Raw genomic sequence first — 12,034 nt, forward strand, 5'->3', positions numbered from 1 at the left:
TCCAGGCCAGCAGCGGGGTGGGCGTGAACACGCATGTGATCTTCTGCAGCGCCCAGCCGCAGCTGTATCCGGTGGAGGCCTACAACGCCAGCGTCGAGCGTGTCGTGGCGCGCCGGGGGATCGAGACCCGCCTGCTCCACAACCTGATCGAGGTGCGCGCCGAGGAGCGGGTGGCCGTCTTCGAGGTCAGGGGCGAGGGCGGGGAGCCCCGGCGGGAGGAGATCCCCTACGACCTGTTGCACGTGGTGCCGCCGATGGCGGCCCCGGATGTGATCGCCAGCAGCCCCCTGGCGATCGCCGGGCCGGGGGGCTGGGTGGAGGTCGATCGATTCACCTGCCAGCACAAGCGTTACGGCGATGTGTTCGCCCTCGGGGATGTGAGTTCCCTGCCCACCGCCAAGAGCCTGGCGGCGGTGCGCGGCCAGGCGCCGGTGCTGGTGGCCAACCTGCTGGCCCACATCGATGGTCGGCCGCTGCTGGCCCACTACGACGGCTACACCGCCTGCCCCCTGATCACCAGCTTCCACGACGTGGTGATGGCGGAATTTGACTACAGCTTGCAGCCGGTGAGCTCGTTCCTGGTGGATCCCACCAAGGAGCGCTGGAGCATGTTCCTAGTGGAGACACGCGTGTTCCCCTGGGTGTACTGGCACCGGGTGCTCAAGGGGCGCCTACACGAAAGCCGCTTCCTCAAGCCGTTCGGGCCCCTGGTGCGGGCCCTAGGGCTGGCGCGCCGTGAGACTTGAGCAGCATCTGGGTGCCGATGGGCTGTCCGACAAGGGCTGCGATCACGCGACATTTCGCCTTGAAAAGAAAAAAGATCGGGCCTGGCTCCTCACTCAGGGATTCATAATTTCCCTGCCCCTTGGCGATGATCAGGTCGGCGGCAGCAAAGCGATCGCGCAGCTCCTGGCTGCAGTCCTGCAGGATGGTTCCCGGGGCATCCGAGCCGTTGTCAATGACCTGCACGATCTGATCAAGCCCCACCCACTTGGCATCCTCCTGAGTGGCATCATTGAGGATCGGTGATCCCCGTACAACCAGGGTGATCGTCCTGGGTAGCAGCTGGTCAATGAGTAGGCGATCAAGAGCGATTTCACCCGCGTTATCGGCCAAATAGAGGATCGTTTCAGCCTTGACCACGGCCGCGCGGAACGGTTCCACATCGCCATGGAAGGGATCCTCCAGAGCCCTCTTCAGAGCCAGCCGCACATCCTGCTCCGTGAGCTGGCCGTTGCTGCCCATATCGATGGCATTGCCGGCGATCGCCAGTCGGGTGGCCATCAGGAGGGGGTCGCCGGACGCCTTCACCTCAGCCTCAAGCAACGGGAGCATGTCCATCACGACGCTGTTCTGCCAGACCTTTGTCTCGCGGTAGGGGTCGACCACGCCCGTCATCTCCCGAAGACGCCGGTGCAGGCACTGCGCCATGGCAGGAGGTGATGCTGTTAGGTCCATGCCTTCGGCCCAATGCAGCGCCCCCCTGAGCAGGCGCTCGTGGATCGATGCATCAGTCGTCACCAGTCGGGCCGCCTCCAGTGACTGACGCAGCAGGCAAGGAATGCAATCCAGCGATGTGTTCATGGCGACGAACGATGCAATCGTGCTGCAGGATGATCTCAATCTGCAGCATCAGGACGACCGGAGCAGGTCGAGACTCTCTGGCAGCGGTTCCCTGGAAGAGTGGCACGCCAGGCGAACCATGGGGTTTTGCTCCCCACGCTAATGAAGGTGTGCACCTGCGCAAGCTTTGGATATCCGTCTGCGTCGCATTGAGCGATCCGATTAGGTTGACAATGTCCCCGCAGAGCACCTCAGAACAATGAAAAGAATTCTTGCTTTATTCGCCTCCATGGTGAAGACACCCTGGCGCCGCCTTGTCGGCATCAGCCGTGCCGGGATCGTGGCGGTCGGGCTGTTCGTCCTGGCTTCGCTCCTCTCGCCAGCGGCCGCCTCAGCCGCTGATACCGATGGCAACTGGAATCTTGATGACGGCGCTGGGCACCGCCTCGGCGGCATGATCTACGAATCGTCAGACATCAACGCGGCCAAGGGTCTGCGCCTACGACTGAACGCAGAATCTCCCAAGCTGACCCTGGACCACGCCCGACCCCTGCGGCTCAGTGATGGCAAGGATCAGGACTGGAGTCTCGCCAACCGCAGCGCTGAGCTCACGGCCTCTGCCGGTGGCGCGATCCCGGCCACGTCCTCCCAGTTCGACGCCGGCTGCCTCGATCCGACCCCTGCCGACGGCCTGCCCCTGAAGATCACGGTGCCGAGTTCCGCCGGAGATCTGAGCTTTGCCCTCTCCCCTGGCCAGGTCCAGACCCTCCACTCGCTGACGGACGCCTGCATGAACTGACGACCGCCTGGGTGCACCGCAGGCCTCGGTACGTTGTTCCGATGCGCCTGCTGCACACCTCCGACTGGCACCTTGGCCGCCGTTTCCACGGGGCCTCGCTGCTGGAGGAGCAGGAAGCGTCGATCGCGCGGATCGCCGACCTGACCCGGGAGCAGGCCGTCGATGCGGTGCTGATCGCAGGCGACCTCTACGACAGCCGCTTCCGCAAGACGTTCAAGCCGCTGGTGCGTGCGTTGGGGCTGGCTTTCAAGCAGCGGTGATCACACCGCCTGCAGTTGGCTGAGCTGCTGCTCCAACCGCTGCTTGAGCCGACGTTGCACCAGGTTGCAGAGGTCCTCCACCAGGGGGTCGGCCACCGCATAGATCAGCCGTGTGCCATCCCGGTCACAGTTCACCAGCCCGGCGCGCTGCAGCTGACCCAATTGGCGGCTGATGTGGGACTGGCTGAAGCCGGTGGCCTCGATCAGGGAGGCCACATCCATGGGCCCGCCGTGCTTGAGCTGGCAGAGCAACTGAAGTCGGGCCGACTCGCTCAACAGGCGGAAGAAGCTGCTGAGCTCATCGAGCAGCTGGGGACTTGGCAGGGACTGGGGTAGGGTCCGGCGCATGAACGGGCTTATGTCGATAAACGCATTATGCAGCACGCGTTAAGGGCGTGGGCCGTTGGCGACCAGCGGCCCGGACAGCACACATGGTCTTAACGCGCATAATGCGGCTATGCTCATAGCAGTTAGTGATCGATCACCCATGGCCGTCGCTCCCGCTCCCGCCTTGTCCCTCTCGGCCGCCGCCGGCGGTGGCTCCCTGCTCTTCCGCCAGCTGTTCGACGCCGACACCGGCACCTTCACCTACCTGCTGGCCGATGTGCCGAGCCGCAAGGGGGTGATCATCGATTCGGTCTTCGAGCAGCACGGCCGCGACCTCTCCCTGATCCGGGAGCTGGGCATCGATCTGGTGGCCTCGATCGACACCCACGCCCATGCTGACCATGTGACGGGGAGCTGGCTGATGCACGAGGCCACCGGCTGTGCCATCGGCCTGGCGGCAGCTGCCCGCGCCGAGAACGTCACCCTTCCCCTTGCCCATGGGGATCGCATCGACTTCGGCGGCCGCACTCTGGAGGTGCGTGCCACCCCGGGCCACACCGACGGCTGCATCACCTTCGTGCTCGACGACCACAGCATGGCCTTCACGGGCGATGCCCTGCTGGTTCGCGGGTGCGGCCGCTGTGACTTCCAGCAGGGCAATGCCCACACCCTCTGGAACTCGATCACCGGGCAGATCCTCTCCCTGCCTGCCCGAGCGCTGCCTGCTCTATCCCGGCCACGACTACACAGGACGGGGCGTCACCTCCGTGGCCGAGGAGAAGGCCTTTAACGCCCGCCTGGGCGGCGACGCCAGCGAGCGGGATTTCGTGGGTCACATGGAGAACATGAAGCTCCCCCATCCCCACAAGATCGCCGAGGCCCTGCCCGGCAACATGCGCTCCGGCAAGCCCCGCGAGGCGGCCACCGCGCCCGCCTGGGCGCCCCTCGCCCGCAGCTATGCCGGCCTGCCTGAACTCACCCCGGCCTGGGTGGTCGCCCATCAGAGCGATCTCACCGTGCTCGACGTGCGCTCCACCGAGGAATTCAACGGACCCGATGGCCGGGTGGCCGGCAGCCTGTTGATCCCCCTGCCGGAGCTCGAGAGCCGCTCCAGCGAGATCCCCGCCGATCGGCCGTTGGTGGTGGTCTGCCATTCGGGCAGCCGTTCGGCCCTGGCCACCCAGCAGCTGCTCAAGGCTGGCCGTTCCCAGGTGGCCAACCTCCGCGGCGGCCTGAGCCGCTGGGCTGCTGAGGGCTACCCACTCGATGGTGCCAACCAGGCCTGAAGCTTCCAGTTCCGATCGTCTAGCCCGTGCCATCCCTTCCTCAGATCTTCACTCCCCCAACCATGACAACCACCTCCGCGACACCAGGCGCCACCCGCATCAGCGCCCACGACCTGGCCGACCAGCTGGCGGCCCAAGGCGTCACCGTGATCGATGTGCGCGAACCGATGGAATACGCCTCCGGCCACATCAGCGGCAGCCTCAACGTTCCCCTTTCGCGCATCACCCAGGCCGACCTGCCGAGCGGGCCACTGGTGCTGGTCTGCCAGAGCGGTAATCGCAGTGCCAAGGCCTTGAATCAACTCCTCCGGCAGGGCCACCCCCACCCGGTGGCCGACCTGCTGGGCGGCGTGCCCGCCTGGCAGCAGGCCGGTTTTGACGTGCGCAAGCTCAAGGGGGCACCCCTTCCCCTGATGCGCCAGGTGCAGATCGCGGCCGGCAGCCTGGTGCTACTGGGGGTGATCCTGAGCCAGACGGTGGCCCCGGGCTGGATCTGGCTGAGTGGCTTCGTGGGCGCCGGCCTCACCTTCGCGGGCATCAGCGGCTTCTGCGGCATGGCCCGCCTGCTCGCCGCCATGCCCTGGAACAAGGTGGCGATGGGATCACAACGGACATGATCACGGCAACCATGGCGCTGCTCCTGGCGGGCGGCGCCTTGATCGGATTTCTGCTCGCCGTGCTCGGGGCAGGTGGCTCGATCCTGCTTTTGCCCCTGCTGGTGAGCGGTGCGGCCCTGCCCACCAAGGCCGCCGTGCCGCTCTCGCTGCTGGTGGTCAGCCTGCTGGCCCTCGGCAATGTGGGTCCCTACATCCGCCGCCGCCAGGTCGCGCTCCGCCCCGCCCTGGTGCTGGGGTTGCCGGCACTCGCCGGCAGCTGGATCGGCGGCTCCCTGGTGAAGGCCGGTCTGATCCCGGAGGCGGTGCAGCTGGGAATCTTCACGGCAGCGGCTTTGCTTGCGTCCTGGCTGCTCAATCGCCGCGTTGCACTGGAGCATCCCCCCAACGACGGACGCCCAGCAGGCTCCCCCGTGGCGCTGGCCAGCCAGGGCGTGCTGGTGGGCCTGCTCACCGGTGTCGCTGGGGTGGGCGGCGGTTTTGCGATCGTGCCGGCCCTCGTTCTTCTGGCGGGCCTGCCGATGCCGCTCGCCAGCGGCACCAGCCTGCTGCTGATCACCACGAATTCCCTGGTGGCCCTTGCCGCCCTGGGCCACTGGCCCACGGCCCAGCTGCCGCTCCTGTTTCCTCTGGTGGGTGGTGGCTTCCTGGGGGCGGTGGTCGGCCAGCGTCTTGCGCCTCACCTGCCAGAGGTGCGGCTGCGGCAGGGTTTCTCGGCCCTGTTGATCGGCTCGGCGCTGCTCACCGGATTTGAGGCCTGGCGACGCCACGACCACCCGCCTGCCGTTTCCACAGCTGCCGCCAGCCGCCAGAACGTGCGGTCTCCCTCCTGGCCAGCCTCTCCCGTCTCCGCTTCCTCAGCCGTTTCAATCGCACCATGAGTGAACGCTCCTTCCAGTTCAGACTGCGCAGCAGCCACACCGCTCCGGATCGCGCCACCGCTGGCCTAGTGGTGGAGTTCCTCACCGATTCCGGCGCCTGGCAACCCCAGCAGCTCAGCCTCACCATGCCGGGGTTCCGGATCTACCTGATCTCGCTGCTGCTCTGCCAGCACTTCTACCTGGTGGCCAATGCCAGGGAGAAGGCCATTCCGCTGCAACAGGTGGAGGCCGATTTCGTCGTCACCACCAGCAGCGATTGGATCGTGGCCAGCGTGGAGGGTGACTTCCGCATCCGCCTGGATGCCGCCGCCTCCGAGCAGGAACGGGGCCTTGCCGATGCTGACGCCATCGCCTACATGCAGGAGCGCATGAAGCTCTGCCCCATCTCCCGCAACCTGCCCGATGGGGTGCGCAAGCGCATCGACCTCACCTCCCTGGGCTGAATCCTTGAGCAAACCTTCGATCTGGTCGATCCGCGGCACGAACGGCGAACAGGGCCGCTGATCAAGCCGCTCAACGTTCCTGGGGCGATTCCCCGGAGAGTTCGGTTCAGGCCAGATCGTGCATGGTCAGGGTTTGCTCGGGGTTGAGATCGATGCGCAGCGGTCCGGCGCTGCTGGTCAGCGTGAGCTGTAGGGGAAGTGCGTCGCTGGGGCGAGGGGTAAGGGCGTCGAGGTCGAACTGGGCCGAACCAGCGGGAATGGGCGTGCCGTCGGGAGGCACGATTTCCTCGCTCCTGTTCACCAGGGTCCAGCGCTGACCCATGGTGTCGCTGACCTGCAGAGCGTCGGCGTGGTTCAGCTCGATGCCGGCCCCGAGTGCGTTGAGGCGCAGGCGCCAGCCGCTGTTGTACTCGGGAAAGGGTTACTCGAAGACTGAGGCCTGGAAGCGGTGGCCGGCCTCATCGCTCAGTGGCCAGCTGTCGACTGCCGCTGCCGGGGCGACCAGCACCAGGGAAGCCAACAGGACAGCCAAGAGGCTGGTTAGCCCCTGGCGCCAGCGACGTCCAAGCCGCTCGAAACAGATCGTCATATTCATGTTGTATTAGCTTTTATGTCGATAACATCATAGCGAGATTCAGGTCCTTCCTCCTGTCCACCCCGCCCATGGCCGTCGTCCATTTCCCTGCCCGGCCAGGTCTCGGCTCTCCCTCACGCGCTGCCTGCTGATGCTTGCCACTCTCGATGTCGTGACCCTGTCACGGCTGCAGTTCGCTCTGACGGCGATCTTTCACATGCTCTGGCCCGTGCTCTCCACCGGCCTGGCGATCTATCTGGTGGTGCTGGAAGCCATCTGGCTGCGCACACGCAACCCCCTTTACTACCGGCAGGCCCGCTTCTGGGCGAAGCTCTACGTACTCAATTTCGGCATCGGTGTGGCCTCAGGTCTGCCGATGGAGTTCCAGTTCGGCACCAACTGGGCGCCACTGTCGGAGTTCGCCGGCGATTTTTTCGGGTCGGTGCTGGGCTTCGAGGGGGCGATGGCCTTCATGCTCGAAGCCGGATTCCTCGGGATCATGTTGTTCGGCTGGCAGAAGGTGCCGCCGGTGATCCACTTCCTCTCCACCGTGATGGTGGCCTTCGGCGCCAACCTCTCAGTGTTCTGGATCCTCAGCGCCAACTCCTGGCTGCAGACTCCCTCGGGCGGCACTTTTTCCGATGGTCATTTCCACGTGCAGAACTACTTCGCCGCCATCAACAACCCCTTCATGGTGAGGAGCGTGATTCACATGGCCCTGGCCACAGTGGAAACCTCCATGCTGGTGGTGGCAGCGATCAGTGCCTGGTCGCTGATGCGCCAGAAGGCACCGGAGTTCTTCCTGTTCTCCTTCAAGCTGGCGCTGATAATCCTGCTGGCGGTGGCGCCGCTACAGATCCTGGCAGGCCACGAAAGCGCCGTGCAGGTGGCCGAGCATCAGCCCACCAAGCTGGCAGCGATCGAGGCCCTCTGGGACGACCAGGCCGCCGGCAGCTCCCCGGCCTGGACCGTGCTGGCTTCCCCCGATGAGGCCAGCGGCAGCAACCGCTGGAGTCTGTCGGTGCCTGGCGCCTTCAGCTGGATCCTGGAGACGCGGCCGCAGCTCAGCCAACCCCTGCGTGGGCTCAACAGCTGGCCCGCCGACCAGCGGCCCCACATGGTGGGTCTGCTCTTCTATGCCTTCCGGGTGATGGTGGCGATCGGCCTGGCTGCGGCGGCCCTGATGGCCCTCAGCCTGCTGCTCTGGTGGCGAGGCGGCCTCAGCGCCGCCAGCTTCGCCCAGTGGCCCTGGTTCAGCTGGGCCTGGATCCTTTCGGCTCCAGCCGGCTACCTGGCGATTGAATCCGGGTGGGTGGTGCGTTGCGTGGGCCGCCAGCCCTGGACGGTTTACGGCCAGCTGCGGACCGCCGATGCCGCCTCGGTTCTCCCGGTGGGCGAGGTCCTCACCAGCTTGAGTGTGTTCGCTGTGATTTACACGGTGTTGCTGGTCTTCGCGCTGTATTTCGGCTCCCGGATCATCGCCAAGGGACCGAATCTCACCCTTGAGCCGCCCCCTGGCCTTGCCACCGCCGTGATTCTTTCCGACCCATCGGCGAGCGCCTGACCATGGAGTTCCTCGAATGGTTCATGCCCACGGTCTGGTTTGTGATCCTGGCCCTGTTCCTGCTGCTCTATGTGATCCTCGATGGTTTTGATCTGGGGGTGGGCATCCTCTCGCTCACCTCCCCCAGCGAATCCCAGCGCACGATCCTGATGACGAGCCTCGGCAATGTGTGGGATGCCAACGAAACCTGGCTCGTCCTGATGGGCGGCGCCCTGTTCGGAGCCTTTCCCCTGGCCTATGGCACCATCCTCAAGGCCTTTTACGGCCCCATCTACCTGATGATCCTGGGGCTGATCCTGCGGGCCGTCGCCTTCGAGTTTCGCGAGAACGCCACCAACAAGCGGCCCTGGAACCTGATGTTCGGTATTGGCAGCGTGCTGGCCGCTGGTTCCCAGGGCATCTGTCTGGGCACGGTGCTCTCGGGCATCCCCACCGATGCCGCAGGCCACTTCATCGGCTCCCCCTGGATCTGGGTGAACCCCAGCAGCCTGGTGGTGGCTCTCACGCTCATCCAGGGCTACGTGCTGATCGGCTCCACCTACTTGATCCTCAAAACCAGTGGTGAGCTGCAGCGGTTGCACGTGCGCACCGCCCGCCTGGCGGCTGCCACCACCCTGGGAGGGGCCCTGCTGATCACCTTCACGGCACCGTTCGCGTCGGAAACGCTGCGGCAGCGCCTGTTTGATCCCGCCTTCCTGCCCTTCTTTGTTGTATTGCCGCTGCTGGGTGTCGCCCTGATCGTTCAGCTGTTCCGCAGCCTGGCGATGCAGCAGGAGGTATGGCCCTTCGTGTACACCGTACTGCTGTTCATCCTCAGCTTCGCTGGCCTGGGGGTGATGGTGTTTCCGGCGGTGATTCCGCCGTCGGTCACGATCTTTCAGGCGTCGTCGTCGGTGAGTTCGATGGTATTCATGCTCACTTTCATCGGCGTGCTGATTCCCATCATGCTCTTCTACAACATCTACAACTACATCGCCTTCCGAGGCAAGGTGAGTGCCGAATAGGGAAAACCGCTGGCCACCAGCACGATCAATCCCCCTAGAATGTATCGAAACCCCATATGTGTCGCCTTCGCTCGCTCCTGCTGGGGTTCGCCCTTGCCCTCTGCCTGCTGATCTCAGCGCCTCAGGGTGCCGCTGCGGCTACCACGATCGCCCCTCCGGGTGCCACGGTTGCTGCAGGCGAAGAAGCTGCCATTGACGCCGCAGTGGAGCAGTACCTCTCCAACCTGCCGGGTGATTTTCACGCGATTCGATCGGTATCTGCGCTGAAGCGCCTGCTCGCCAGCGGCAACGTGTCACTGATTGACGTGCGGACCCCTGCTGAGTACCGGGCGGGACACATTGCCGGAGCCATCAACAGACCGTTGAACGATCTCAGCCACCACGTGGCTGAGATTTCCCCAGAGCGAGAGGTGGTGCTCTATTGCTCCAGCGGCTTTCGCTCTGCCATGGGAGTGATGGCGCTGCAGCTGGAGGGCCGCCACCAGGTGAAGGGCTTTGCACCCAGCATCGAAGGCTGGAAGGCGGCCGGTGAGCCCGTGGTGACCACAGAAAGCGCGTAGGCCTGGCGAACGTTGGCGGGGTGCTGATGGTGGCCGGCGACTTCGGCGGCACTCACGCCGCGCCGGCCTGGCTGCAACGCCTCGAGCCATCCGCAAAGAACCACCAAGATCGCAAGGCCCAGGCGGGCTTGCTTCGCACACTGAAGGAACAAGCCTCCAGGCAGATGAACCCGTCGATCAACCAGGCCCTGCGGCTGATCACGCTCTGGATCGCCTGGCTGCTGGCGATGCTCTTCCACGTGGACCTGGGCCTGATGCCCCTGTTCCATGGTCAGTCGCCGGAGATCCACAGCCATGTGCAGGAGGGGGCCCTACCCCTGCTGTTCGGGGCGATGCTCGGCTACTTTCTGCTGCCGCTGATTGCGATTGTGCTGATCGCCTACGCCGCCACCACGGTCGGTCCGGCCACGCGCTGGCGGCCCTGGCGGCGAATCCACTTCTGGTTCAGCGTCGTCTATTCAGTCACCAACGTCCCCCATCTCATCGCCGACATCCTGGTGCCCGATGCCCGCCTCGATCAGATCGTGCTGATGGTGGCCCTCACGGTCTTCGGGCTTCTGATCAACGTTGAGGCCTGGCGCTGGTGGCGGCAGACCCCATGAGAACTCCATCACCTTGACGAGAAAACGATGCGCAGTCCTCGGAAAGGCTGGCTGCTGACGCCAATGCTTGGAATGGTGCTCGGCCTGCTGCTGGCGCTCACCCCTTCGCTGGCCCCTGCCCAGCCCGGCGTGGGGGGAGCGGAACTTCAGGTGTTCGTGCGCGAGGGCTGCCCCCACTGCGCCGCCGCCAAGGCCTTCCTCCCCGAGCTGCAGAAGCGACGCCCGGAGATTCAGGTGCGTCTGCGGCCGCTCGAATCCGATCCCGCCGCGATCGACGACCTGTTGCGCTACTCCCGACAGGCCGGTATCGGTGCCCCTGGGGTGCCCACGTTCGTCCTGGAAGGCCAGGTGCTGGTGGGTTTCGATGACGCCGATGGCCGAGGCAGGGAACTGCTCGACTTGATCGATCGACGGGAGCGTGCCTCCGGCAACGTGAACCTTGGCCGCTTTGGCAGCATCAGCGCCACGGCGCTCGGCCTGCCGATCTTCACCCTGGCCATGGGGCTGCTGGATGGCTTCAACCCCTGCGCGATGTGGGTGCTGCTGTTTCTGCTCTCGCTGTTGGTGCACTGGAGGGACCGTAGGCGCATGGCCCTGGTGGCCGGCACCTTTGTGGTCGTCAGCGGGGCCGTCTACTACGCCTTCATGGCGGCCTGGCTGAACGTCTTCCTGCTGCTGGGCTTCACCGCCTGGCTGCGGCTCCTGCTTGGATCCCTGGCCCTGGTGCTGGGGGTGGTGAATCTGAGCGAGTTCTGGCGCAAGGGTCCGGGCTTCACCCTCTCGATCCCCGCCAGTGCCAAGCCGGGTCTCTATGCGCGCATGCGCGGGGTCATGCAGAGTCAGTCCCTGCCGGCAGCACTGGCCGCGGTGGCAGGTCTGGCGGTGGTGGTGAATGCGGTGGAGCTGCTCTGCACCGCGGGGCTGCCGGCGGTCTACACAGCCGTGCTCAGTCAACAGAACCTTGCTGCGGCGGCCCATTACGGCTACCTGGGCCTATACATCGTGGGCTACATCGCTGACGACGCCCTGATGGTGGGGTTCGCCGTGCTGGCGCTGAGCAGCAACAAACTCACCGAAGGCACGGGCCGGTGGCTGAAGCTCATCAGTGGTGTCGTGATGGTGGCCCTGGGCCTGCTTCTGGTGCTTCGGCCCGGCTGGCTGTTCTGAACAGGCTCAATCAGCGGCGGGTCCAGGTACCAATGTCGACGACGGAATCGAGATCAGAGGTGTGACGATAAACAACCTGAATCTGATTGGGACTGATGATCTTGCCATCCGTAAATCCGTCCTCATCGACCATGTACATGGTGGCATTGTCATGGCCGAGCGTGCCGACAAACTTCTCCGTTGCGTACTTGGATTTGAAGACTCCGTGGAAAACCCGACCCTGTTGCTTGGTGATTTGAGCAACGGCATTCAGATCACTGAACTCACCATGATGATGGGTCTTGCATCTCGATGCTTCGACTTTGCAGAGCACGGCCCCCTTCCCTTCAACCGTCCATGTACCGATCAGGTTGGGTGTGACAGGGGCAGCCAAGGCAGCAGAGAAGGCTC

General features: G+C 64.9%; 18 protein-coding genes. 13 read left to right on the forward strand and 5 right to left on the reverse strand.

Translation table 11 applies throughout. From position 1 onward, the window contains the following. Nucleotides 1-746 (forward strand): FAD/NAD(P)-binding oxidoreductase (locus KBZ33_RS19905; RefSeq protein ID WP_254955195.1); only part of this gene is annotated, 746 nt, incomplete at its 5' end. Here KBZ33_RS19905 and KBZ33_RS19910 read toward each other — a convergent pair. Continuing rightward, a complete protein-coding gene (locus KBZ33_RS19910; protein WP_254955194.1) occupies nucleotides 691-1,584 on the reverse strand; it encodes a DUF89 domain-containing protein in 894 nt (297 codons plus the stop codon). The two genes, KBZ33_RS19905 and KBZ33_RS19910, sit on opposite strands and share 56 nt — an antisense overlap. Before the next feature lie 268 nt (nucleotides 1,585-1,852). On the opposite strand from KBZ33_RS19910, the gene KBZ33_RS19915 reads away from it, so the two are divergent. Both KBZ33_RS19915 and KBZ33_RS19920 read left to right on the forward strand, forming a co-directional pair. Next, nucleotides 1,853-2,362 (forward strand): hypothetical protein, encoded by a 510-nt coding sequence (locus KBZ33_RS19915; RefSeq protein WP_254955193.1) that lies wholly within the window; start codon nucleotides 1,853-1,855, stop codon nucleotides 2,360-2,362. A 41-nt stretch (nucleotides 2,363-2,403) separates the two neighbouring features. Then, nucleotides 2,404-2,622 carry a metallophosphoesterase gene (locus tag KBZ33_RS19920; RefSeq protein ID WP_254955192.1) on the forward strand — a complete coding sequence of 73 codons (219 nt, stop codon included), beginning with the start codon at nucleotides 2,404-2,406 and terminating at the stop codon, nucleotides 2,620-2,622. Here KBZ33_RS19920 and KBZ33_RS19925 read toward each other — a convergent pair whose 3' ends face one another. After that, the gene (locus KBZ33_RS19925; RefSeq protein WP_254955191.1) at nucleotides 2,623-2,970 is read right to left on the reverse strand and encodes a helix-turn-helix transcriptional regulator; all 348 of its coding nucleotides are present in this window, start codon (nucleotides 2,968-2,970) and stop codon (nucleotides 2,623-2,625) included. A 139-nt stretch (nucleotides 2,971-3,109) separates the two neighbouring features. Here KBZ33_RS19925 and KBZ33_RS21715 point away from each other — a divergent pair, with 139 nt between their 5' ends. The 5 genes from KBZ33_RS21715 to KBZ33_RS19945 all read left to right on the forward strand — a co-directional run bounded on the left by KBZ33_RS21715 (nucleotide 3,110) and on the right by KBZ33_RS19945 (nucleotide 6,173). Continuing rightward, nucleotides 3,110-3,739, forward strand: a complete 630-nt coding sequence (locus KBZ33_RS21715) for an MBL fold metallo-hydrolase (RefSeq protein ID WP_315859244.1) — start codon at nucleotides 3,110-3,112, stop codon at nucleotides 3,737-3,739. Further along, entirely contained in the window at nucleotides 3,717-4,235 is a 519-nt protein-coding gene (locus tag KBZ33_RS21720; protein WP_315859245.1) for a rhodanese-like domain-containing protein, read from the forward strand. Before KBZ33_RS21715 ends, KBZ33_RS21720 begins: the two co-directional genes overlap by 23 nt. A 62-nt stretch (nucleotides 4,236-4,297) precedes the next feature. After that, nucleotides 4,298-4,852: a rhodanese-like domain-containing protein gene (locus KBZ33_RS19935; protein WP_254955190.1), complete on the forward strand. Its 555-nt coding sequence runs from the start codon at nucleotides 4,298-4,300 to the stop codon at nucleotides 4,850-4,852. Beyond that, nucleotides 4,849-5,730, forward strand: coding sequence for a sulfite exporter TauE/SafE family protein (locus KBZ33_RS19940; protein ID WP_255011936.1), 882 nt, complete (start codon nucleotides 4,849-4,851; stop codon nucleotides 5,728-5,730). The genes KBZ33_RS19935 and KBZ33_RS19940 overlap by 4 nt, the downstream gene beginning before the upstream one ends. Then, nucleotides 5,727-6,173, forward strand: a complete 447-nt coding sequence (locus KBZ33_RS19945) for a hypothetical protein (protein WP_254955188.1) — start codon at nucleotides 5,727-5,729, stop codon at nucleotides 6,171-6,173. Before KBZ33_RS19940 ends, KBZ33_RS19945 begins: the two co-directional genes overlap by 4 nt. Before the next feature lie 106 nt (nucleotides 6,174-6,279). Here the strand turns inward: KBZ33_RS19945 and KBZ33_RS19950 are convergent, their stop codons facing one another. Together KBZ33_RS19950 and KBZ33_RS19955 are read right to left on the reverse strand one after the other, a co-directional pair. After that, the gene (locus KBZ33_RS19950) at nucleotides 6,280-6,495 is read right to left on the reverse strand and encodes a hypothetical protein (protein WP_396108896.1); all 216 of its coding nucleotides are present in this window, start codon (nucleotides 6,493-6,495) and stop codon (nucleotides 6,280-6,282) included. A gap of 99 nt (nucleotides 6,496-6,594) precedes the next feature. Next, on the reverse strand, nucleotides 6,595-6,762 hold the full coding sequence (locus tag KBZ33_RS19955) for a hypothetical protein (protein WP_254955187.1): 168 nt from the start codon (nucleotides 6,760-6,762) through the stop codon (nucleotides 6,595-6,597). Between the two features lie 136 nt (nucleotides 6,763-6,898). On the opposite strand from KBZ33_RS19955, the gene KBZ33_RS19960 reads away from it, so the two are divergent. The 5 genes from KBZ33_RS19960 to KBZ33_RS19980 all read left to right on the forward strand — a co-directional run bounded on the left by KBZ33_RS19960 (nucleotide 6,899) and on the right by KBZ33_RS19980 (nucleotide 11,644). After that, entirely contained in the window at nucleotides 6,899-8,311 is a 1,413-nt protein-coding gene (locus tag KBZ33_RS19960) for a cytochrome ubiquinol oxidase subunit I (RefSeq protein ID WP_254955186.1), read from the forward strand. Nucleotides 8,312-8,313: 2 nt separating this feature from the next. Then, the gene (gene cydB, locus KBZ33_RS19965) at nucleotides 8,314-9,315 is read left to right on the forward strand and encodes a cytochrome d ubiquinol oxidase subunit II (protein ID WP_254955185.1); all 1,002 of its coding nucleotides are present in this window, start codon (nucleotides 8,314-8,316) and stop codon (nucleotides 9,313-9,315) included. Between the two features lie 56 nt (nucleotides 9,316-9,371). Next, complete coding sequence (locus tag KBZ33_RS19970; RefSeq protein WP_254955184.1) at nucleotides 9,372-9,875, forward strand: rhodanese-like domain-containing protein; 504 nt, start codon at nucleotides 9,372-9,374, stop codon at nucleotides 9,873-9,875. A gap of 164 nt (nucleotides 9,876-10,039) precedes the next feature. Next, on the forward strand, nucleotides 10,040-10,477 hold the full coding sequence (locus KBZ33_RS19975) for a hypothetical protein (RefSeq protein ID WP_254955183.1): 438 nt from the start codon (nucleotides 10,040-10,042) through the stop codon (nucleotides 10,475-10,477). A 72-nt stretch (nucleotides 10,478-10,549) separates the two neighbouring features. Beyond that, complete coding sequence (locus tag KBZ33_RS19980) at nucleotides 10,550-11,644, forward strand: glutaredoxin family protein (RefSeq protein ID WP_255011937.1); 1,095 nt, start codon at nucleotides 10,550-10,552, stop codon at nucleotides 11,642-11,644. A 10-nt stretch (nucleotides 11,645-11,654) separates the two neighbouring features. Here KBZ33_RS19980 and KBZ33_RS19985 read toward each other — a convergent pair. After that, the coding region (locus KBZ33_RS19985) for a hypothetical protein (protein WP_254955181.1) at nucleotides 11,655-12,034 on the reverse strand (380 nt) is incomplete at its 5' end.

The sequence above is a fragment of the Cyanobium sp. Cruz-8D1 genome (assembly GCF_024345975.1).
In the GTDB taxonomy this organism is placed as follows: Bacteria; Cyanobacteriota; Cyanobacteriia; order PCC-6307; family Cyanobiaceae; genus Cyanobium.